Below are 20,229 nucleotides of genomic sequence, written 5' to 3'. Positions count from 1 at the left end.
CTACCCTTGGGTCGCGGCCGCGACGGCAGCACCCAGTTCGGAAATCAGCAGATCAGCGTCCTCGACCCCGACCGACACGCGAAAGAATCCTTCGCTGATGCCCAGTGCGGCGCGCCCCTCGGGCGTCAATCCGCGATGCGACGATGAAGGCGGATGCGACAGCGTGGTGCCGATATCCCCCAGCGTCGGGGCAAAGGCGATGTTGGGGGCGGCCCGGGTCAACGCATTCGCCGCCTCACGACCGCCGTCCAGCACAAAGGACAGCATATGTCCGCCCTGCCCGCCCAGCAATGCCACGGCGCGGTTATGGTCGGGATGATCAGCGCGCGTGGGATAGAGAACCTTGGTCACGCCGGGCATTTCTGCCAGCGCATCTGCCAGCCGGGTGGCATTGTCCTGTGTCGCGCGGTGGCGCAGGTGGAATGAATGCAGCCCCCGTTCCGCCAGCCAGCAATCGAACGGGCTGGGTGTCATGCCCCAGGTCACATTGGCATCGTTGATCTGGCGCCGCAGGTCCGGGTCATTGGTCCCGACATACCCCAGGGTCGCATCCGAATGGCCCGCCAGCAGCTTGGTCACCGAATGGATCGTGATGTCGGCGCCCGCCACCAGCGGCTGATAGGCCGCGGGCGTGGTAAAGGTATTGTCCACCATCAGCAGAATGCCGCGGTCACGCGCCAGTTTCACGATCCCCTCCATGTCGGCCACGCGGATCGTGGGATTCGATACCACCTCGACCAGGATCATGCGGGTATTGGGACGCAATGCGGCCTCCATCGCGGCCAGGTCCGTGGGGTCCGCCAGCGAGGTCTCGATACCAAGACGCGGCAGGTCTTGCGTCATCAGCCGCAGCGACCGCCCATAGAGCTGGTCACCGCCGAGCACGTGATCGCCCGCCTTGAGCACGCCCAGAAATACAGCGCCGATCGCCGACATGCCTGACCCGGTGATGATCCCGCCGCCAGATGCGGGATCAACGGATTCGAGCATGTCGATCTTTTCGGCCAGAACCTGCGCATTGGGGTGCCCCTCGCGCGCGTAGGTATAGCCAGAGGCGTCGGCATATTGCGCGTCCAGCGCATCGGGATCGGGTGAAGAATAGACGACACTGGGCTGCAGCGGCGTCACGACGGGCCGCGAGACGGATGTGGGCCAGCCGGTGCGGCGCACGATGGATGTGGGACGGGTCATTCGATTTCCTTCAGGTCACGGCCAAAACGGGCCGCGTTTTCGACGTAATGGCGGGCGGACAGGCGCAGGCCCGCGATAGCCGTTTCGTCCAGCTGGCGCACCACCTTGCCGGGTGCCCCCATGACGAGGCTGCCGTCCGGGATGGTCTTGCCTTCGGTGATCAGCGCGCCCGCGCCGATCAGGCAATTCTTGCCGATCACGGCACCATTCAGCACGGTTGCACCCATCCCGATCATGGTGTTGTCACCGATGGTGCAGCCATGCAGCATCGCCTTGTGGCCGATGGTGCAACCCTGCCCCACGGTCAGCGGAAAACCGGGATCGTTGTGGAGGACGGCGTTTTCCTGAATGTTGCTGTCCGCGCCGATGGTGATCGGGTCGTTGTCGCCCCGGATCGTCACGTTGAACCAGATATTGACCCGGTCCCCCAGATCGACCCGACCCATGACGTGCGCGCCGGGGGCAATCCAGACGCCGTCCCCCAGCGTCGGGCGGATATCGTTGAGTGCATATAGGGTCATAGCGGGCGTTCCTCGAATTCGGATTGCAGGCGGCGCACCACATCCAGCAGGCCGGGCTGTTGCGCACGGCGCAGGCGTTCGGCGCTGATGATGGTTTTCAGACGGTCCTCGGTTTCGTCCAGATCGTCATTGACCAGTACATAGTCGTAGCCGTCCCAATGACTGATTTCGTCCCAGCTCTTGCGCATCCGCTTGGCTATCACGTCCGGACCGTCCTGCCCGCGGTTGACCAGACGGCGGTGCAGTTCGGTGATCGACGGCGGCAGGATAAAGATCGACAGCACCGAATCCTGCAGGTCGGAATTGCTGATCTGCTGCGCGCCCTGCCAGTCGATGTCGAACAGCACGTCGCGCCCTGTCTCGATGGCAGCCTGCACGGGCGCCTTGGGGCTGCCGTAGTAATTTTCGAACACACGGGCGTGTTCCAGCATGCCACGATCATCCACAAGGCGGCGGAATTCGGCCTCTGAAACGAAATGATAGTCGGCGCCGTCCACCTCCCCCGCGCGGGGCTGGCGCGTGGTGGCCGACACCGAAAACCGCAGCGTGTCGTCCCATGTCATAAGCCGTTTGGCGAGGGTCGATTTACCCGCACCCGAGGGTGAGGACAGGATGATCAGCAGGCCACGACGCGTCATCACTCACTCCACATTCTGAACTTGTTCGCGCATCTGTTCCAGCGCGGTCTTGATCGTGATCCCGATGCCCGAGAGGGCCGCATTCTGCGATTTTGAACAAAGTGTATTCGCCTCGCGCAGCATCTCCTGAATGATGAAATCCAGCTTGCGGCCGACAGGGCCTTCTTCGTCCATCAGGTCCCATGCCGCGACAAGATGCGTGTTCAGCCTGTCCAGTTCTTCGGTCACGTCCTGCTTGACCGCGATCAGCGCCAATTCCTGCGTCAGGCGCGCGCCGTCCGTGTCGGTGATTTCACCCATCACACGGGCATAGGCGTCGCGCAGGGCGCGGCGGGCGTGTTTTTCGCGTTCGGGTAGCAGGGCGCGGGCGGCCTCGATCTGGTCATGGACGGTGTCGAGCTGCGCGCAGATCAGTTTCTGCAATGCAGTGCCTTCCTGGGCGCGCATCGTGGTCAGATCGGCCAACAGCGGGCCAATTGCCGTGGTGGCCGCAGCGATCAGGTCATCGGATACCGCGCCCGCTGAACCGGCCTCCAGCACGCCGGGTTGCATCAACACGTCGGCTGCGGTGGGCTGTCCCAGCGTGACGCCCAGCGAAAACGCCCGGTCCTGCACCTGATCCAATGCACGCAACACCTTGTCCAACCGGTCGGGATCAACGTCGCGCCCGCCCTGCCCCTGATCCATCCGGCAGGTCAGCGTCACGGTGACCGTGCCACGATGCAATGCCTTGCGCAGGGCCGTCCGAAGCGTGGTCTCCAAACGATCGCAGCCGTCCGGCAGGTTCATCCGCAGATCCAGCGTGCGGCCGTTGACGGATCGCAGGGTCCATTCCCAACGCCCCGCATCGGAATGTCCGGTCCGGGTCGCAAAAGCAGTCATCGAGTGGGTCATGGTCGTCCTGTCCGGTCGTTGCCGGCCCATGTAACGTTTCCAGCGCCGGAGGGACAAGGGGCGGCGCGCCGCCGGGCGGCTGTTAACCGTTTGATCCTATTTTGGATGAAGCATCGGTCCTTTGCGGGTTAAGGTTTCCTTAATTCTGCCACGTTTTCGCCACTGGATCGCCGCCATGCACCCTGTTCCACCCCCTACCGGACCCTTGCCTGATCCCTTGGCGCATCTGTCACCGCAGGCCGCCCGGCTGTTATCCGTGCTCGAGGCGGATTGGCGCACCATCAGCCGCACCAGCCCCGTGCCGCGACATGCGGACATCGACCCGCTGGCGCTGCATGCGGCATTGCCCCATGCCTTTGTCGCGCAGCGCACCGGGCTGGATGCGTTGCGCATCCGCGTGGCGGGTCAGGCATTGCATGATGGTTTGGGATTCGATCCATGGGGCATGTCGGTGGGGTGCTTTTTCACCGATGACGCCGGCGCGCGGGTGGTTGCGTTGGTGCAGGACTGCCTGGCCGATCCTGCGATCCTTGGCGTGCCGTTGATCGGAACGCGTCGGTTTGGCTGGCATCCGGTGCGTGGGCATTTGCTGGCGCTGCCCTTGGCGGATGCGACGGGTCAGGTGACCAAAGTCATGGGTGCGATCGTCAGTCACGACACAAGAACAAGGTCCGGTTTGCGGTGGGATATGGCAGCAGCACCGGCGATCCGGCGTCAGGTGCTGGGCAGGCAGTTTGCCGACAGCCGCGCCAGCGATCCTGTGCAGCCGGGCCTGCGTCTGGTCGTGGACAATACCCGCACATGAAAAGGGGCACCGATCCGGTGCCCCCCTCGCAGTCATTGGTGCGCGCGATCAGCTGGCCTTGGCGTCGGCCATCGCGGTGCGGCGGTTGCTGAGCTGTTCGGCCACAAGGAACGCCAGTTCCAGCGACTGACTGGCATTCAGGCGCGGATCGCAGGCCGTGTGATAACGATCTGACAAATCCTCATCGGTCACGGCACGCACGCCGCCGGTGCATTCGGTCACGTCCTTGCCGGTCATCTCGAAATGAACACCGCCGGGGATCGTGCCCTCGGCGTTGTGCACGCCAAAGAATTCGGTGACCTCACGCAGCACGCTCTCGAACGGGCGGGTCTTGTAGCCGGTCGAAGATTTGATCGTGTTGCCGTGCATCGGGTCACAGGTCCAGACGACGTTTGCGCCTTCTTCCTCGACGGCCTTGATCAGACGCGGCAGGTGTTCGCCCACCTGCCCCGCACCAAAGCGTGCGATCAGCGTCAGGCGACCGGCCTCGTTGTTCGGGTTCAAAGAGGCCATCAGCGCCTTGAGATGACCAGAGGTCATCGTCGGACCACATTTCAGGCCGATGGGGTTCATGACGCCCTTGCAGTATTCGACATGCGCGCCGTCTGGCTGACGTGTCCGGTCACCGATCCAGATCATGTGACCGGACCCGGCCAGCATGTTGCCGGATGTGCTGTCCACCCGGGTCAGCGCCTCTTCGTATTCCAGCAACAACGCCTCGTGGCTGGTGTAGAATTCGACGGTCTGCAATTCGTGATTTCGGTCGGTCGTCAGACCGGCGGCATTCATGAAATCCAGCGTATCGCTGATACGGCTGGCCAGTTCGCGATATTTTTCGGCCTCTGGCGCATCGGTGAATCCCAGCGTCCACTGGTGCACCTGATGCACGTCGGCATAGCCACCCGTGGAAAAGGCACGCAGCAGGTTCAGCGACGCCGCCGCCTGCAAATAGGCCTGTTCCATGCGTGCGGGATCGGGGATCCGGCTGTCAGGCGTGAAATCGAACCCGTTGATGATATCACCGCGGTAGCTGGGCAGTTCCACACCGCTGACGGTTTCGGTGGGGGCGCTGCGTGGCTTGGCCATCTGGCCTGCCATGCGGCCCACCTTGACCACGGGAACCTTGGCTCCGTAGGTCAGGACCATCGCCATCTGCAACATCACCTTGAACGTGTCGCGGATCGTGTCGGCGCTGAATTCGGCAAAGCTTTCGGCGCAATCGCCTCCCTGCAAGAGGAACGCCTCGCCACGGCTGACCTTGGCCAGGTGGCTGCGCAGGCGGCGGGCCTCGCCGGCAAAGACCAGCGGGGGATAGCTGGCCAATTTCGCCTCGACCGCCTGCAGTGCGGCGGCGTCGGTATATTCGGGCATCTGCACGCGTGGTTTGCTGCGCCAGTCGGATTTGGTCCAAGTGCTCATCGTTTCCCCTTCCCCGGCAATCCGGGTTCTTGCTGTCGGACGCGGCTTATAACGTGCGACCCCCAGAGGTCCAATGCAAATGTCGGTGCGGCACTTGTTTCCGGGCGATTAGTAGCGTTTGGTCCGCGGAAGCGTTTTTCGGAGTATGGTCATGCCACCATCATCATCCCCCCGTGCAGTCGCAGCCGAACAGCGGCCCCGGCATTTCGTGTTTGTCCTGCTGGATCAGTTCACGATGCTCTGTTTTTCCGCCGCCATCGAAAGTTTACGGATCGCCAACATGACCGCAGGACGGCAGTTGTACAGCTGGTCGCTGCTCGCCGAGGGCGGTGTCAGCGCGACCTGTTCCAACGGATGCGTGTTCACGGTGAATGGCGATCTGTCGGAACTGGACCGCGAAGATACCATCATGCTGTGTGGCGGGCTTGAGATTCAGGAGGCCACAACCAAGCGCGTGCTGAACTGGCTGCGCAAGGAGGCCCGGCGTGGCCTGCCCGTCGCGGGCCTGTGTACCGCCGGCTATACCATGGCGCGGGCGGGCCTGCTGGATGGCAAACGCGCGACGATTCACTGGGAAAATCAGGACAGCTTTATCGAGGAATTCGAAGAGGTCGACCTGACCCGGTCCGTGTTCGTCATAGACGGCAATCGCATCACGACTGCAGGTGGCACCGCATCCATCGACCTGATGCTCAAGCTGATTGCGGATGACCACGGCGAGGAATTGGCCAACAATGTCGCTGATATCCTGATTTATTCGTCGATCCGCACCGATCAGGACACGCAGCGGCTGTCGATCCCCACCCGTATCGGCGTCAGGCATCCGAAACTGTCGCGCGTCATCAAGCTGATGGAACAGAACATCGAGGATCCGATCAGCCCCGCGCAACTGGCCAAGGAGGTGGGGATGTCGACACGCCAGCTGGAACGTCTGTTCCGCCGCTATCTGTCGCGCAGCCCCAAGCGGTATTACATGGAACTGCGGCTGGCCAAGGCGCGCAACCTGCTGATGCAGACCGACATGACTGTGATCAATGTCGCACTCGCCTGCGGATTTGCGTCGCCGTCGCATTTTTCGAAATGCTATCGCGCACATTATGACACAACGCCCTACCGCGAACGCGGATCACATGCGGCGCGGACAGGGCCATAGGGCCTGCGATTCTCTTGTCCGCGATGACGTAGCGGCAGCGGGCACTTTGTAAATCAACGTCAGGTTGCGGCATGTCGCAAAGTCGCGATTTTGACCCGGCACGACTGGTTTTGCAGGTCGAACGACCTGCCGGTTGGCGCTTTCTTTCTGCAACACGCCTGCTAATCTGCGTCCACCAACAACAAAAACGTTAGGGAGTTACCAATGAAACATCTGATGATGGCCACCGCGGCCACCGCCCTGTTTGCCGGCCAGGCCTTTGCTGCCGCGCATACGGGCGACGTCAAGATCGGGATCGTGCTGGGCTTTACCGGCCCGCTGGAATCCATCACCCCCGCCATGGGCGCTGGCGCTGAGCTGGCCATTGCCGAAGTCAACGCAGCCGGCACCCTGCTGGACGGCGCGACCGTGACCGGCATCCGCGCGGATTCCACATGCATCGACGCCGGTGCAGCCACCGCCGCCGCCGAAGGTCTGGTCACCGGTGACGGCGTGAACGCCATCATGGGTGCCGATTGTTCCGGCGTGACGGGTGCGATCCTGCAAAACGTCGCACGCCCCAACGGCGTCGTGATGATTTCGCCCTCTGCCACCTCGCCGGGCCTGTCCACCGCAGAGGATGACGGCCTGTTCTTCCGCACCGCACCGTCCGATGCCCGTCAGGGTGTCGTGATGACCGAGATCCTGAACGATCGCGGTATCACCGAGGTCGCGCTGACCTATACCAACAACGACTATGGCAAGGGTCTGGCTGACGCATTCCAGGCGGCATTCGAGGAATCCGGCGGCACCGTCACGATTTCGGCCGCACACGAGGACGGCAAGGGCGACTATTCCTCCGAGGTTGCCGCACTGGCAGCCGCCGGTGGCGAGGTTCTGGTCGTGGCCGGCTACACCGACCAGGGCGGCAAGGGCATCATCCAGAACTCGATCGACACGGGTGCATTCGACACCTTCGTCCTGCCCGACGGAATGGTCGGTCAGCAGCTGGTCGATGACATCGGTGACGCGCTGAACGGGTCGTTCGGTCAGTTCCCCGGCACCGACAGCGCGGGCGCTGAAATGTTCCAGGCCCTGGCAGCCGAGGCTGATTTCGATGGCACGGGCGCATTCGCACCCGAAAGCTATGACGCAGCAGCCCTGATCATGCTGGCCATGGAAGCAGCGGGTTCCAACCAGTCCACTGATTTCATGGGTGAAGTCATGAATGTCGCCAACGCCCCCGGCACCGAGATTTTCCCCGGTGAACTGGGCAAGGCGATTGAGCTGCTGAAGGCTGGCGAAGACATCGACTATGTCGGTGCCACGGCGGTTGAACTCATCGGTGAAGGCGAATCCGCTGGCAACTACCGCGAGATCGAGATCCAGGACGGCGAAATCGTCACTGTCAACTTCCGCTAAAACCTGACCTGCCCCGGCGCCCATCGCGCGCCGGGGCACCCAACGGATTGAAAATCAATGATCGTTGTCGAAAATCTCGTGAAGACCTTTGGTGGTTTTCACGCCGTGGACGGGGCAAGCCTGACGATCCGTGAAGGATCGATCACCGGGTTGATCGGTCCGAATGGTGCTGGAAAAACCACGCTTTTCAATGTGATCGCGGGCGTTCTTGAACCGACGTCGGGGCGCGTGACCATGGCGGGCGAGGATATCACCGGCCTGCCGCCGCATGAATTGTTCCACAAGGGGCTGCTGCGCACCTTTCAGATCGCGCATGAATTTTCGTCGATGACCTGCCGCGAGAACCTGATGATGGTGCCGGGCAATCAGGCGGGCGAAACGCTGTGGAACACGTGGTTCGGGCGCAAACGCATTGCTGACGAAGAACGCGCCCTGCGGGCCAAGGCCGACGAGGTGCTGGAATTTCTGACCATCACCCATCTGGCCGATCACAAGGCCGGGCAAGTCTCTGGCGGACAAAAGAAATTGCTGGAACTGGGGCGCACCATGATGGTCGACGCCCGGATCGTGTTCCTGGACGAGGTCGGTGCGGGCGTGAACCGCACGCTGCTGAATACCATCGGTGACGCGATCCAGCGTCTGAACCGCGAGCGCGGCTATACATTCGTCGTGATCGAACACGACATGGATTTCATCGGCCGCCTCTGCGACCCGGTGATCTGCATGGCCGAAGGCAAGGTGCTGGCCGAGGGCACGCTGGACGAGATCAAGGCCAATGAACAGGTGATCGAAGCCTATCTGGGCACAGGTCTGAAAAACAAAGATCAGGTGGCCACAGCATGAGTGACAGCGCATACCAGGACGACCGCGGCAACAAGGACCGGTCGATCACCAAACCCGGCGGCAGCACGACGCAAACCGTCCGCAAGGGAGGCAAGGCTGTGCCAGCAAACAGCAGGGCGTTTCTGATCGGCGAGGCCATGACAGGTGGCTATGGCAAGGGACCGGACATTCTGCACAGCTGCACCATCGCCGTTGATCCAGGTGAAATCGCCGTGATCGTCGGCCCTAACGGTGCAGGCAAATCCACCGCGATGAAGGCGATGTTCGGCATGCTGGACGTGCGCTCGGGCCACGTGATGCTGGACGGTGAGGATATTACCGCGCTGACGCCGCAGGACCGCGTGATCAAGGGCATGGGATTCGTGCCGCAGACCCACAACATTTTTACCTCGATGACCGTCGAGGAAAACCTGGAGATGGGCGCGTTCATCCGGCGCGATGATTTCCGCGATACGATGACCAAGGTGTATGACCTGTTTCCGATCCTCAAGGAAAAGCGGAACCAGCCTGCGGGTGAATTGTCGGGTGGTCAGCGTCAGCAGGTCGCTGTGGGACGTGCATTGATGACACAGCCCAAGGTTCTGATGCTGGACGAACCGACCGCCGGCGTCAGCCCGATCGTCATGGATGAACTCTTTGACCGCATCATCGAGGTGGCCCGCACGGGTATCCCGATCCTGATGGTAGAGCAGAACGCCCGCCAAGCGCTTGAAATCGCAGACAAAGCTTATGTTCTGGTGCAGGGCGCGAACGCGCATACCGGCACCGGCAAGGAATTGCTGGCTGACGACGAAGTGCGCCGCAGCTTCTTGGGCGGGTGATGCCCGCATTGATCTTGACGACCACCGTGCCCGCGTATCGCGGCCGGACTGGGGGATATTGAATGGAATTTCTGAACGGTCTCGTCTTCTTGACGAACTTTGTGATCATACCGGCTGCTGCCTATGGTGCGCAGTTGGCACTGGGGGCGCTGGGGATCACGTTGGTTTACGCAATCTTGCGGTTTTCCAACTTTGCCCACGGCGACACGATGGCGCTGGGGACAGGCATCACGATCAAGCTGACGGCGGTGCTGGTGGCTTTCGGCATTACGCTGGGACCACTGCCGACCGCCCTGCTCGCCCTGCCGATCGGCATCGCAGCGACAGGTGTAATCCTGCTGGTGACCGACTGGTTGGTCTACAAATTCTACCGCGAACAAAAGGCCAAACCGGTGATCCTCGTGATCGTGTCGCTGGGTGTGATGTTCGTCATGAACGGCCTGACACGTGTGTTTTTCGGCGTGCGCGACATCCAGTTCGCCGATGGTGAGCGTTTCCTGATCACCGTGCGCCAGTTCCGCGACATGACCGGTCTGGACGAAGGTCTGGCCATCCGGACGACGCAGGCCATCACGCTGGTCACCGCCGTCATCGTCATGATCGCGTTGTTCTGGTTTCTGAACAAGACGCGCACAGGCAAATCCATGCGCGCCTTTTCCGACAACGAGGATCTGGCGCTGCTGTCCGGCATCGATCCCGACCGCGTGGTGCGTGTAACATGGCTGCTGGTCGGCGCACTGGCAACCACGGCGGGTGTGCTTTACGGCCTCGACAAATCGTTCAAGGCGTTCACCTATTTCCAGCTGCTGCTGCCAATGTTCGCGGCGGCCATCGTCGGCGGGATCGGCAACCCAAAGGGTGCGATTGTTGGCGGGTTCCTCATTGCCTTTGCCGAGGTGACGGTCACCTATCCGCTCAAAAAGGTGCTGACCTACTGGCTGCCTGAAAGCATGGCGCCAGAGGGCCTCGTGCAGCTGCTGAGCGGTGACTACAAGTTCGCCGTCAGCTTTATCATTCTGATCATCGTTTTGTTGTTCCGGCCGACCGGACTGTTCAAGGGGCAATCCATATGACCGATACATTGCGCACCGGCCTTTTCGCGGGCCTTGTCGTGGCCCTGATCGTGGGCACCGGTGTCCTGGACAACTGGAACCTGGCGTTGATCATCGTCAACTACGGGCTGATTTCGGCGATCATGGCGTTGGGGGTGAACCTTCAATGGGGCCTTGCGGGGCTGTTCAATGTCGGCGTCATGGGGTTCGTGGCACTGGGCGGTCTGGCCGCTGTGCTGATTTCGATGCCCCCCGTCCCCGAGGCCTGGGCCGCCGGTGGCGGTCAGGTGCTGGGCGCGCTGGCCATTGGCGCCGCCGTGATCGCGGGTCTGATCGCTGTTTACAAACGCACCGCCGGGCGTGTCCGGGTGATTGCGATGGTGGTCCTCGGAATCGTCGGATTTTTCCTGTTCCGCAGCGTGTTCGACGCTGGCGTGCAGGCAATCGAGGCCGTGAATCCCGCCAGCACCGGATTTCTGGGTGGTCTGAACTTTGGCGGTGATTCCGGTCGTGACTGGCCGATCATGGCCGTGATTGCCTGGCCAGTTGGCGGGATGCTGGCCGCGGGTGCGGCCTGGATCATCGGCAAGACGGCCCTGGGCCTGCGGTCAGACTATCTGGCGATTGCCACGCTGGGCATTGCGGAAATCATCATCGCGATCCTGAAAAACGAAAACTGGATGAGCCGCGGCGTCATGAACGTCATCGGCCTGCCGCGCCCTGTCCCCTACGAGACAGACCTGCAGGCAGATCCGGATTTTGTGGCCACAGTTACCGATCTGGGGCTGGACCCGACGCTTGCATCCACCCTCTGGGTCAAGCTGCTGTATTCCGGCCTGTTCGCGGCATTCCTGATCGTGCTGCTCATCCTCGCGCAGCGCGCGCTGCACAGCCCCTGGGGCCGCATGATGCGTGCGATCCGCGACAACGAGGTCGCCGCCCGCGCCATGGGCAAAAACGTGACCGCCCGCCATCTGCAGGTGTTTATCATCGGGTCGGCCATCTGCGGTCTGGCTGGTGCAATGATGACAACGCTGGACGGTCAGCTGACACCAGCCGCATATCAACCGTTGCGGTTCACGTTCCTGGTCTGGGTGATGGTGATTGTCGGCGGATCCGGCAATAACTTTGGCTCTGTGCTGGGTGGTATGCTGATCTGGTGGCTGTGGGTGGCCGTGGGAGAATACGGACCCGACCTGATGATCTGGGCCACCGCCTGGATGAGCGATGACAGCACGTTCAAGGCGAACCTGGTCAATTCCGCACCGCAGATGCGTTTCCTGGTCATGGGTACCGTTCTGCTGCTGATCCTGCGGTTCAGCCCGCGCGGTATCCTGCCAGAAAAGTGACCCCTTGCCACAGCCCGAAGGCACCCCTATCTAAGGGATGTCCTTCGGGACTATGGACATAAACGCGCTCGTAATAAGCGGATCGGACCCGGGGGCGGTACCCGGCGGCTCCACCAACATCTGGTCATTTGCCAGCGATGGGGCCGAAATAGGATCGACGAACGTCTAAAGGGGTTTGCTTTGTCTCGGTGAGTTACCACCGTTATCGGTACAAATTGTATAGTTGCAAATGACAACCATGCTCCGGTCGCAGTTGCCGCGTAAGCGGTACCTAACACCGAAACCTTAAGTCCCCTGGCCTAGCAGCCTTGGGCGGGGTCCGCAGGTACCTGGCAACAGAAACCTGCACCTTTCCCCTCTCAGCCAGTGACGACGATGTCTTCCCAAGGTGCCAGTGTTTCCTGCGATGCGACGTCGATGATGCGTCCGGTGAAGGCGCAGACGCCGGACAGACGCAGATCTTGCGGCACGTCGTAGGTGACACTCTGCGAGGAGAGGTTGCAGATCACCGTGATCTGTTGCGAGCCCAACCGCCGCGCGTAGGCCATGATCTGGGGGTGATCCAGATCAAACGGCACGAAATCCCCGATGCGGATCAGATCGTCGTTCCGTCGCAGCGTCGCCAGCGCCTTGTAGCGAGCCATGACGCTGTCCTGACTGGCGCGGTCAGAGGCCACATTGATCTGACGGTAGTTCGGGTTGACCTCGATCCAGGGCGTGCCGGTGGTGAATCCGGCGTGTTCGGCGTCAGACCATTGCATCGGCGTGCGCGCGTTGTCGCGGCCGTTGAGGTTTGCACCCGCGAGGAAGTCCTCTGTGCTCAGGCCTTGCGCGGTCTGGATGCGGTGAAAGTTCAGCGTCTCGACGTCGCGGAACTGATCGATCCGCTCGAAGACCACGTTGGTCATACCGATCTCTTCGCCTTGATAAATATAGGGCGTTCCCTTCATCAGATGGAGTGCCGTGGCAAGGCATCGGGCCGAGTCCACGCGATGTTCTGGACTGTCGTCGCCGTATTTCGAAACCGCGCGCGGAAGATCGTGATTGCCCCAGAAGAGCGAGTTCCAGCCGTCCTCGGCGCAGACCTCCTGCCAGCGCGCGAGGCTGTGCTTGAGCACCGGCAGGGCGACGGGTTTACGCGTCCACTTGCCCAGTGTTTCGTCCCAGCCGGCCATGACGTGAGAGAACTGGAATACCATCGACAGCTCGTTCCGGTCGCGCCCGCAGTAGAGCAGCGCGTTCTCCGGCGTGGCGGACCAGCATTCGCCGACCGTGACGACATCGCGGTGTGCGAGAGTCTCTTGGTGCATCTCTTGCAGGTAGTCGTGCAGTTTCGGGCCGTCGGCGGTGATGCCGCGATCGGGCTCTTTGCCAATCAGGTCGATGACATCCATCCGAAAGCCCGCGACGCCCCGGTCGAACCACCAGTTCATCATGGCGTAGACCTCGGCGCGGACGCGCGGGTTCTCCCAGTTCAGATCGGGCTGTTTCGGGTCAAAGAGGTGAAAGTAATACTGACCCGTCGGCTCGTGGAAGGTCCAGGCGGGCCCGCCGAAATTCGACTGTATGTCGTTGGGCAGGCCGCCGTCGGGACCGGGGTCGCGCCAGATGTAGAAATCGCGCATCGGGTTGTCACGGCTTTCGCAGGCGGCATGGAACCAGGCGTGCTCGTCCGAGGTGTGGTTGACAACGAGGTCCATGACGATGCCGATGTTGCGGCCCTTCGCCTCGGCAATCAGCCGGTCCATATCATCCAGCGTGCCGAACTCGGGCGCGATATCGCGATAGTCGGAGATATCGTAGCCGTTGTCCGCCATCGGCGAGGCAAAGACCGGCGACAGCCAGACGAAGCCCACGCCAAGATCCGACAGATGATTAAGGCGCGAGATGATGCCGGGGATATCGCCGATGCCGTCGCCGTTGCTGTCCTGAAAACTACGGGGATAAATCTGGTAGGCGGTGGCGGCAGTCCACCAGGGCGCGGTCTGGTCTGTCATGGCGTATCCTTCTGTTAAAATCAGACTTTGCGCAAAAACGGCGCGTGGTCAAATCAGTTGCCCCTGAAGTTGAACCTGTCGCAATGTACGGGCATGCTGCGTGCTCTTGTCCTCGCTCTCTGCCCCCTGCCCGCCATCGCCTGCGAAACGGCGTTGATGCTGACGATAGACGTCAGCAATTCGGTGGATGTGGCGGAATATAGATTGCAGACAGACGGTCTGGCCGATGCGCTGAACGATCCCGATATCATTGATGCGCTGGTGCAGGGGCAATCCGCCGTTTCGGTGGTGCAATGGTCCGGGATCGACCGCCAGTCGGTCGTGATCCCCTGGACCCGCATCCGCGCCGCAACTGACGTGGCGCAACTGTCGGACCTGGCCCGTGCTCAGGACCGCAGGTTCGTTTTGTCGGATACGGCACCTGCACAGGCAATCCTGTTTTCGCTGCGCAACTTTGACGCGGTGGCGGACTGCAAGCGCCGGGTCATCGACATCTCTGGCGATGGAACACCGAACGCCATCGGCGATATCGGCGCCGCCCGCAGACAGGCAGAGCGCGATGGCATCACGATCAACGCGATCGCCATTGAATCCATGGGCCTGGCGATCACGAACTTTTACCGCGAACAGGTCATCACACGCGACGGATTCGTCATGACCGCCCGCAGACACAGCGATTATCCACGCGCAATCCGGGCCAAGATTATCCGCGAATTGGCGCAAATCATCGGCTAGGACGCCCTTTTACTCGCGGACGAATAGGATATGTTGGCCATACGCAAATCAGAGGGCGGCCAGATGTCACAAAAGATCGACTACGGAAATCTGATGCACCGTGCGATGCGCACGCTGATCCGTGACGTGCTGGCCGACGTGCAGAAAACCGGTAAATTGCCCGGCGATCATCGTTTCATCATCACCTTTGACACGCTGCACCCGGATGTGGAAATGGCCGACCATCTGTCGGACCGCTATCCCGGTGACATGACGATCATCATGCAGCACTGGTTCGATAACCTGGATGTCTCGGAAGAGGGATTCGCCGTCACGCTGTCGTTCGGAAACGTGCCGGAGCCGCTATATATCCCCTATGATGCGATCACGACCTTTGCCGATCCTTCTGTCGAATTCGGTCTGCGGTTCGAAACACAGGCGTCTGACATCGATCACGACGACGACGATGATGAGGCGCCGATGGATGAACTGGTTGAACCAGACGCCGACGACACCCCGCGCCCGGCCGCAGAAGTCGTCAGCCTCGACAAGTTTCGCAAGTAAGATTGATGCGCGCGTAAGGTCACGCTACTGAAGGGCAACCATTTGACCGGGAGGCCCGACATGACCAAGACACGCACCGAAACCGACAGCTTTGGCCCGCTGGAGGTCGCCGCAGACCGCTATTGGGGTGCGCAAACACAGCGTTCCTTGATGAATTTTCCCATCGGCTGGGAAAAACAGCCCGTGGCGATCGTGCGCGCGCTGGGTGTGATCAAACAGGCCTGTGCGCAGGCCAATCTGGCCCGTGGCAAACTGGACAAGACGCTGGCCGACGCCATGATCGCGGCTGCCTCCGAAGTCGTGGCTGGCAAACTGGACGATCATTTTCCGCTGGTCGTCTGGCAGACCGGGTCCGGCACCCAGTCGAACATGAATGCCAACGAGGTGATCAGCAATCGCTCGATCGAAATCCTTGGCGGGGAGATCGGGTCGAAAACACCCGTCCACCCCAACGATCACTGCAATATGGGCCAGTCGTCCAACGATACCTTTCCGACCGCGATGCATATCGCCGTGGCCCGCACCGCGCATGACGTGTTGCTGCCGGGTCTGGAACATCTGCACAAGGCGCTGGAGGCAAAGCAGGCCGAGTTCGACAACATCATCAAGATTGGTCGCACGCATACGATGGATGCGACACCGCTGACCCTGGGTCAGGAATTTTCCGGCTACGTGCATCAGGTCGCGATGGGTATCCGCAGGATCAAGGCCGCCCTGCCCGCGATCTATGAACTGGCGCAGGGCGGCACGGCTGTCGGCACCGGTCTGAACACGCCAAAGGGTTGGGGCGAAACCGTCGCGGCCAATATCGCTGACATCACTGGCCTGCCCTTTGTCACGGCCCCCAACAAGTTCGAGGCGCTAGCCGCCCATGATGCATTGGTCGAAATGTCGGGTGCACTGCGCGGCGTCGCGGCCAGCATCTATAAAATCGCCTGCGACATTCGCATGTTGGGGTCCGGACCACGCTGCGGTTTGGGCGAACTGATGCTGCCCGAGAATGAGCCGGGATCGTCGATCATGCCAGGCAAGGTGAACCCCACACAGGTCGAGGCGATCACCCAGGTCTGCGCCCATGTCATGGGCAATGACGCAGCCGTCGGATTCGCCGGGTCACAGGGCCATTTCGAGCTGAACGTGATGAAACCGATGATGGCCTACAACGTGTTGCAATCCATGCAACTGCTGGGCGACAGCGCGGTGGCATTCACCGACAACTGCGTGGCAGGCATCCGGGCCGACCGGGACCGGATCGAAAAACTGATGCGCGAATCCCTGATGCTTGTGACGGCATTGGCCCCCGAAATCGGCTATGACAATGCGACCATGGTGGCCAAGACCGCGCACAAGAACGGCACGACCCTCAAGCAAGAGGCCATCGCCCTCGGCTTTGTCGACGCCGAAACTTTTGACCGTGTGGTGCGTCCCGAGGACATGATCGGCCCGAAATAATAGGGTCGCCGTCAAGCAAACAATTCACCGCCGCGCAGGGAAATTTGCGCGGCGGTCTCTTGTCCGGGCAGGCGCAACTTGTCACCGTAAGAGTCCATCTGTCACAGGATTCCGCGCATGACGTCCAAGGTTATCTCACTCAATCAGGTCCGCAAAAAACGCAGCCGCGCCGAGGAAAAGGCCGAGGCAGATCAGAATGCGGTCAAGTTCGGACGGACCAAGGCGCAGCGTCTGCTGGAGGCAGCACAGGCCGAACAGGCCAGACAGCGCCTGGACCAGTCACAGTTCGAAGATGACTAGCCCGCCGGCCGGGCGACCGGTCAAGCATTCGCTGACATTGCGTGGCCACAGGACCAGCGTTTCGTTGGAACGTGAATTCTGGGATGCGTTTCGCGCACTTGCTCTGGAACGGGGCGTGGCACTGAACGCCCTGGCCGCCGAGATCGACGCGTCACGGGGCGACGTGGGGCTGGCGTCCGCGATTCGGGTCGCGGTGTTGACCGACCTGCAATCCAGACTGGACTAGCGGCGCGGCGCACTGTCCGGTTTGCGGCGTGCAGATTGCGGCACGGTCATGACATCGTGCGAAACGGGGTTCGCGACACAGCGCAGCCAGTCCGCTAAACGCGACATGACGCTCGGCTTTTGGCTGTCCTGATATGGCATCTTGCGTGTTCCGATCCTGTGTCGTCCCCAAAGCGACACTAGGATCTGTGGCAGCAAAATGTCACGATTTATGCAATTGGGGCGCGGCGATGGTCATGGACCTTCAGCAATACACCCCAGGCACACAGATTGTCGCCCGCCTGCGATCAATCGTTGCGTTGCTTGATTCGCAGCCACATGCCCGAACGGGTCCGGACCGTCAGATGTGCGACCGGCACAGGCAGGCGATCCGGGACAAGCTCGAACTGATAGGCGCGTAGCAGTTGCGCCAGAATGACCACACCTTCGAGCATGGCGAAACCCGCACCAGTGCACACACGGGGTCCGGCTGAAAACGGCATATAGGCCAGCCGTTGTTGCGCCTTGCCGTCCTTGGTTTGCCAGCGCGCCGGATCGAAATCATCGGGGCGGTCCCAGATCCGGGTCTGACGATGCAGGTGCCAGGGCGACAGGACCACCTGTGAACCGGGCCGCACGGGTCGGTCCCGAAACACCTCTGGCGTTGTTGTCTGGCGCACCATCATTGGCACCGGCGGGTACAGGCGCAGGGCCTCGCGGAAAACGTCACGGGTACCGTGCAGGGACGACAGGGTTGCAAAACCGCCGTCCCAGTCCCGCGCCTCGGTGGCGACCCGGTCCTGCCAGTCGGGGTTCAACGCCAGCAGATACAGGGTCCATGCCAGCGCAGCGGCCGACGTTTCGTGTCCGGCAAGGAAAAAGATCGCGACCTGATCCACCATTTCATCCAGATCAAAGGTTTCACCTGTTTCGGGATCAGCGGTCGTCATGATCTTGGTCGCCAGATCATCCGGCGCATGGCCCGCGGCAATCGCAGTCAGGCGGTCCTGAGTCAGACCGGTAATCAAGGCCCTGATCCGCTGCGCCGTGCGCCGCGTGTCCGATTTGAAGAACCGCGGCATCCAGCGCGGACCCGGAACAAAGGCTGCAAGATTCAGGATCGGCTGGCTGCGTTGATAGCGTCGAAATTCGTCAAAGACTTCTGTCGCGACTTGGTCGTTGATCGGGATCGAAAAGAGCGTACGGAAAATGACATCAGCCGCCGCATGACTGGTTTCCGGCTCGATATCTTGTGGCTGTCCGTCAGCCAGCGGCGCCAGCCGCGCCACCGCTGCCTGCCCTGCGGCATGCATCGCGGCAAAACTTTCGCGCAGGCGTCCGCCTTCAAATGCGGGATCAATGATCCGGCGTTGCCGTTTCCAGGTCTCCCCATTGGTCAGGAACACCGAATTTCCCAACAGCGGTCGCAGACCCGCGCCGATCCGTTCGGATTTTGGAAAATCGTCAGGGCGCTCCTTGAGGACCAGATCAATTAGTGCGGGATCGTTGATCATGTAGCTGCGAAAAAATGGCGTGCGAAATTCGGCCATCCAGGCGCGGTACAGTTTGGCAGGTTGTGCCGACAGGATGTCGGCGCGGAACAGACGCATGTAGCGCCACAGCGATACCTTGTCAGGGCGGCTGGCAGGTTTGACCGGCTGGCTCATGCAGCGATCGAGGTAAATTTCGACACCGCCTGCGTCATCCGTGACGCCGAAGGATTGCGCCCCCGGAAACGGGCACCCAGTGTCTGTGGCCCGGCGGTAATCCGGAAATAATCATAGTCACCAGGCCGGTCAAAGGCGCAGAGATATTGAAAATGCAGCCGAAAGAATTGCCAGCGCAACTCCGCCCAGCGTGCCTCTGACAGGGTCTGGGTAAAGGCCGCGGAAATCACCAGCGGCCAGCGTTGCGCCGGCGTGGCGACCCCCGAAACAGCCACAGGATCGCATAGCGCGAATGCGCAACCATCGCCGGGGGCCGTCACATCGACCCAAGTAATGTTCTGCTCGCTCAGAAATTGCAGATCGGCCCGCAGCCGATGGGCGTCGGGCAGAAAACTGACCATCGGCACCACCTGCCCCAGGGTCAGAAACGACAGGACTGGACCGCCTGCGGGCACGCGTCCGTCACGGATCAGATCTGCCAGGATCGATACCCCCAGATGTGCGCCCGACGAATGGCCGACGACCAGCACCTCGTCCACGTCATCTGTCAGCGCCTGCGCGATGATATCGGCAAATTCGGCCATCCGTGTTTCAAGCGGCGCTGGATTTGCCCCGCGCCACCGGGCGGAATAGCTGTAATCATGCATGAGGTAATAGGCAAAGAGCTTGCCATCACGCGATTTGAACCAGCGCAGGATCAGGGCCGTCACCGTCGTCAGCACGGCAAAGCGCGCCATGGTGTCCCAGCCGTTGCCCAAGGGCAGGAGGAGAACTGCAAACCATCCTGCCAGCGCACCAAGGCCAAGCGCGATCAAGAGTTGCAGCAGCAGCATCCCGACGGGATACAGGGCCGCAATCACCGGCCCCTTGCGCAGTTTCATCAACCGCCCCAATGCGCCGCTCGTAATATAGGTCCAGGCCGTCCGCACCAATTGCGCATAGGTCGCGGGGATCGTGTTTGACATGCTGTCACGCACGATGTCGGACCACACCAGCACGTCTACCTCTGCGCTGACCTCGGCATCCTCGATCCGGGCGGCCACGCGCCAGCCATAGGTCTTACCCTTTGGTTTCGGACTGAGTGTCAGATCGTAGCCGCTGATCTCCGCCTGCACGCGCCCTTCGGTGCGATACAACTCGCGGTAGCGTCGGGCATGGATCGGGTCATAGCCGGGAATGTAGAAAACCCGGCGCGTCCGAACCTGAAGGTCTGCCTGTGTCATGGACGATGCCCGTCGCTGTTT

General features: G+C 61.5%; 20 protein-coding genes and 1 other RNA gene. 13 read left to right on the top strand and 8 right to left on the bottom strand.

The features are described from left to right. Genes BMX27_RS08770 through BMX27_RS08755 form a run of 4 tightly spaced genes read right to left on the bottom strand, consistent with a single transcriptional unit; the run spans position 1 to position 3,244 of the window. Positions 1 to 1,191, bottom strand: coding sequence for a trans-sulfuration enzyme family protein (locus BMX27_RS08770; protein ID WP_090159464.1), 1,191 nt, complete (start codon positions 1,189 to 1,191; stop codon positions 1 to 3). Further along, positions 1,188 to 1,712 carry a gamma carbonic anhydrase family protein gene (locus BMX27_RS08765; protein WP_090159463.1) on the bottom strand — a complete coding sequence of 175 codons (525 nt, stop codon included), beginning with the start codon at positions 1,710 to 1,712 and terminating at the stop codon, positions 1,188 to 1,190. The genes BMX27_RS08770 and BMX27_RS08765 overlap by 4 nt, the downstream gene beginning before the upstream one ends. Next, positions 1,709 to 2,350 carry a guanylate kinase gene (gmk, locus tag BMX27_RS08760; RefSeq protein ID WP_177172689.1) on the bottom strand — a complete coding sequence of 214 codons (642 nt, stop codon included), beginning with the start codon at positions 2,348 to 2,350 and terminating at the stop codon, positions 1,709 to 1,711. Before gmk ends, BMX27_RS08765 begins: the two co-directional genes overlap by 4 nt. A 3-nt stretch (positions 2,351 to 2,353) precedes the next feature. Then, entirely contained in the window at positions 2,354 to 3,244 is an 891-nt protein-coding gene (locus tag BMX27_RS08755; RefSeq protein ID WP_090159461.1) for a YicC/YloC family endoribonuclease, read from the bottom strand. A 205-nt stretch (positions 3,245 to 3,449) separates the two neighbouring features. On the opposite strand from BMX27_RS08755, the gene BMX27_RS08750 reads away from it, so the two are divergent. Then, a complete protein-coding gene (locus BMX27_RS08750) occupies positions 3,450 to 4,049 on the top strand; it encodes a PAS domain-containing protein (protein WP_177172688.1) in 600 nt (199 codons plus the stop codon). A gap of 48 nt (positions 4,050 to 4,097) precedes the next feature. Here BMX27_RS08750 and BMX27_RS08745 read toward each other — a convergent pair whose 3' ends face one another. Beyond that, on the bottom strand, positions 4,098 to 5,468 hold the full coding sequence (locus tag BMX27_RS08745) for a class II 3-deoxy-7-phosphoheptulonate synthase (protein WP_090159459.1): 1,371 nt from the start codon (positions 5,466 to 5,468) through the stop codon (positions 4,098 to 4,100). 151 nt (positions 5,469 to 5,619) lie between these two features. Here BMX27_RS08745 and BMX27_RS08740 point away from each other — a divergent pair, with 151 nt between their 5' ends. The 7 genes from BMX27_RS08740 to ssrA all read left to right on the top strand — a co-directional run bounded on the left by BMX27_RS08740 (position 5,620) and on the right by ssrA (position 12,437). Beyond that, entirely contained in the window at positions 5,620 to 6,621 is a 1,002-nt protein-coding gene (locus tag BMX27_RS08740; RefSeq protein ID WP_090159650.1) for a GlxA family transcriptional regulator, read from the top strand. Positions 6,622 to 6,825: 204 nt separating this feature from the next. Next, a complete protein-coding gene (locus tag BMX27_RS08735; protein WP_090159458.1) occupies positions 6,826 to 8,022 on the top strand; it encodes an ABC transporter substrate-binding protein in 1,197 nt (398 codons plus the stop codon). A 57-nt stretch (positions 8,023 to 8,079) separates the two neighbouring features. Beyond that, complete coding sequence (locus BMX27_RS08730) at positions 8,080 to 8,865, top strand: ABC transporter ATP-binding protein (RefSeq protein ID WP_090159457.1); 786 nt, start codon at positions 8,080 to 8,082, stop codon at positions 8,863 to 8,865. After that, positions 8,862 to 9,686, top strand: coding sequence for an ABC transporter ATP-binding protein (locus tag BMX27_RS08725; RefSeq protein ID WP_090159456.1), 825 nt, complete (start codon positions 8,862 to 8,864; stop codon positions 9,684 to 9,686). The genes BMX27_RS08730 and BMX27_RS08725 overlap by 4 nt, the downstream gene beginning before the upstream one ends. A gap of 62 nt (positions 9,687 to 9,748) precedes the next feature. Next, positions 9,749 to 10,759: a branched-chain amino acid ABC transporter permease gene (locus BMX27_RS08720; RefSeq protein WP_090159455.1), complete on the top strand. Its 1,011-nt coding sequence runs from the start codon at positions 9,749 to 9,751 to the stop codon at positions 10,757 to 10,759. Then, positions 10,756 to 12,087 carry a branched-chain amino acid ABC transporter permease gene (locus tag BMX27_RS08715; RefSeq protein WP_177172687.1) on the top strand — a complete coding sequence of 444 codons (1,332 nt, stop codon included), beginning with the start codon at positions 10,756 to 10,758 and terminating at the stop codon, positions 12,085 to 12,087. Before BMX27_RS08720 ends, BMX27_RS08715 begins: the two co-directional genes overlap by 4 nt. Continuing rightward, positions 12,088 to 12,437: a transfer-messenger RNA gene (ssrA, locus tag BMX27_RS08710) on the top strand. Between the two features lie 9 nt (positions 12,438 to 12,446). Here ssrA and BMX27_RS08705 read toward each other — a convergent pair. Further along, positions 12,447 to 14,084 (bottom strand): glycoside hydrolase family 13 protein, encoded by a 1,638-nt coding sequence (locus tag BMX27_RS08705; protein WP_090159454.1) that lies wholly within the window; start codon positions 14,082 to 14,084, stop codon positions 12,447 to 12,449. A gap of 93 nt (positions 14,085 to 14,177) precedes the next feature. Between BMX27_RS08705 and BMX27_RS08700 the strand changes: the two genes are divergently transcribed. From BMX27_RS08700 to BMX27_RS08680, 5 genes are all read left to right on the top strand, one after another. Then, positions 14,178 to 14,819: a DUF1194 domain-containing protein gene (locus tag BMX27_RS08700; protein ID WP_090159453.1), complete on the top strand. Its 642-nt coding sequence runs from the start codon at positions 14,178 to 14,180 to the stop codon at positions 14,817 to 14,819. Between the two features lie 63 nt (positions 14,820 to 14,882). Further along, on the top strand, positions 14,883 to 15,362 hold the full coding sequence (locus tag BMX27_RS08695; protein ID WP_090159648.1) for an SspB family protein: 480 nt from the start codon (positions 14,883 to 14,885) through the stop codon (positions 15,360 to 15,362). A 60-nt stretch (positions 15,363 to 15,422) separates the two neighbouring features. After that, positions 15,423 to 16,814 (top strand): class II fumarate hydratase, encoded by a 1,392-nt coding sequence (fumC, locus tag BMX27_RS08690; protein WP_090159452.1) that lies wholly within the window; start codon positions 15,423 to 15,425, stop codon positions 16,812 to 16,814. A 117-nt stretch (positions 16,815 to 16,931) separates the two neighbouring features. Continuing rightward, complete coding sequence (locus BMX27_RS08685; protein ID WP_090159451.1) at positions 16,932 to 17,114, top strand: DUF4169 family protein; 183 nt, start codon at positions 16,932 to 16,934, stop codon at positions 17,112 to 17,114. After that, the gene (locus BMX27_RS08680; RefSeq protein WP_090159450.1) at positions 17,107 to 17,340 is read left to right on the top strand and encodes a ribbon-helix-helix domain-containing protein; all 234 of its coding nucleotides are present in this window, start codon (positions 17,107 to 17,109) and stop codon (positions 17,338 to 17,340) included. Before BMX27_RS08685 ends, BMX27_RS08680 begins: the two co-directional genes overlap by 8 nt. A gap of 286 nt (positions 17,341 to 17,626) precedes the next feature. On the opposite strand, the gene BMX27_RS08675 is transcribed toward BMX27_RS08680, so the two are convergent. Together BMX27_RS08675 and BMX27_RS08670 are read right to left on the bottom strand one after the other, a co-directional pair. After that, a complete protein-coding gene (locus tag BMX27_RS08675; protein WP_090159449.1) occupies positions 17,627 to 18,985 on the bottom strand; it encodes a cytochrome P450 in 1,359 nt (452 codons plus the stop codon). Continuing rightward, the gene (locus BMX27_RS08670; RefSeq protein ID WP_090159448.1) at positions 18,982 to 20,208 is read right to left on the bottom strand and encodes a hypothetical protein; all 1,227 of its coding nucleotides are present in this window, start codon (positions 20,206 to 20,208) and stop codon (positions 18,982 to 18,984) included. Before BMX27_RS08670 ends, BMX27_RS08675 begins: the two co-directional genes overlap by 4 nt. Positions 20,209 to 20,229: the final 21 nt, after the last annotated feature.

Source organism: Loktanella sp. DSM 29012, from assembly GCF_900110705.1.
Classification (GTDB): Bacteria; Pseudomonadota; Alphaproteobacteria; order Rhodobacterales; family Rhodobacteraceae; genus Loktanella; species Loktanella gaetbuli.
This window is presented reverse-complemented; position numbering and strand designations above follow the sequence as displayed.

Bases quoted from the DNA above. Each gene is read 5' to 3' on its own strand.
- BMX27_RS08770 (WP_090159464.1), bottom strand. From the start codon at position 1,191: ATGACCCGTCCCACATCCATCGTGCGCCGCACCGGCTGGCCCACATCC.
- BMX27_RS08765 (WP_090159463.1), bottom strand. From the start codon at position 1,712: ATGACCCTATATGCACTCAACGATATCCGCCCGACGCTGGGGGACGGC.
- gmk (WP_177172689.1), bottom strand. From the start codon at position 2,350: ATGACGCGTCGTGGCCTGCTGATCATCCTGTCCTCACCCTCGGGTGCG.
- BMX27_RS08755 (WP_090159461.1), bottom strand. From the start codon at position 3,244: ATGACCCACTCGATGACTGCTTTTGCGACCCGGACCGGACATTCCGAT.
- BMX27_RS08745 (WP_090159459.1), bottom strand. From the start codon at position 5,468: ATGAGCACTTGGACCAAATCCGACTGGCGCAGCAAACCACGCGTGCAG.
- BMX27_RS08740 (WP_090159650.1), top strand. From the start codon at position 5,620: ATGCCACCATCATCATCCCCCCGTGCAGTCGCAGCCGAACAGCGGCCC.
- BMX27_RS08735 (WP_090159458.1), top strand. From the start codon at position 6,826: ATGAAACATCTGATGATGGCCACCGCGGCCACCGCCCTGTTTGCCGGC.
- BMX27_RS08730 (WP_090159457.1), top strand. From the start codon at position 8,080: ATGATCGTTGTCGAAAATCTCGTGAAGACCTTTGGTGGTTTTCACGCC.
- BMX27_RS08725 (WP_090159456.1), top strand. From the start codon at position 8,862: ATGAGTGACAGCGCATACCAGGACGACCGCGGCAACAAGGACCGGTCG.
- BMX27_RS08720 (WP_090159455.1), top strand. From the start codon at position 9,749: ATGGAATTTCTGAACGGTCTCGTCTTCTTGACGAACTTTGTGATCATA.
- BMX27_RS08715 (WP_177172687.1), top strand. From the start codon at position 10,756: ATGACCGATACATTGCGCACCGGCCTTTTCGCGGGCCTTGTCGTGGCC.
- BMX27_RS08705 (WP_090159454.1), bottom strand. From the start codon at position 14,084: ATGACAGACCAGACCGCGCCCTGGTGGACTGCCGCCACCGCCTACCAG.
- BMX27_RS08700 (WP_090159453.1), top strand. From the start codon at position 14,178: ATGCTGCGTGCTCTTGTCCTCGCTCTCTGCCCCCTGCCCGCCATCGCC.
- BMX27_RS08695 (WP_090159648.1), top strand. From the start codon at position 14,883: ATGTCACAAAAGATCGACTACGGAAATCTGATGCACCGTGCGATGCGC.
- fumC (WP_090159452.1), top strand. From the start codon at position 15,423: ATGACCAAGACACGCACCGAAACCGACAGCTTTGGCCCGCTGGAGGTC.
- BMX27_RS08685 (WP_090159451.1), top strand. From the start codon at position 16,932: ATGACGTCCAAGGTTATCTCACTCAATCAGGTCCGCAAAAAACGCAGC.
- BMX27_RS08680 (WP_090159450.1), top strand. From the start codon at position 17,107: ATGACTAGCCCGCCGGCCGGGCGACCGGTCAAGCATTCGCTGACATTG.
- BMX27_RS08675 (WP_090159449.1), bottom strand. From the start codon at position 18,985: ATGAGCCAGCCGGTCAAACCTGCCAGCCGCCCTGACAAGGTATCGCTG.
- BMX27_RS08670 (WP_090159448.1), bottom strand. From the start codon at position 20,208: ATGACACAGGCAGACCTTCAGGTTCGGACGCGCCGGGTTTTCTACATT.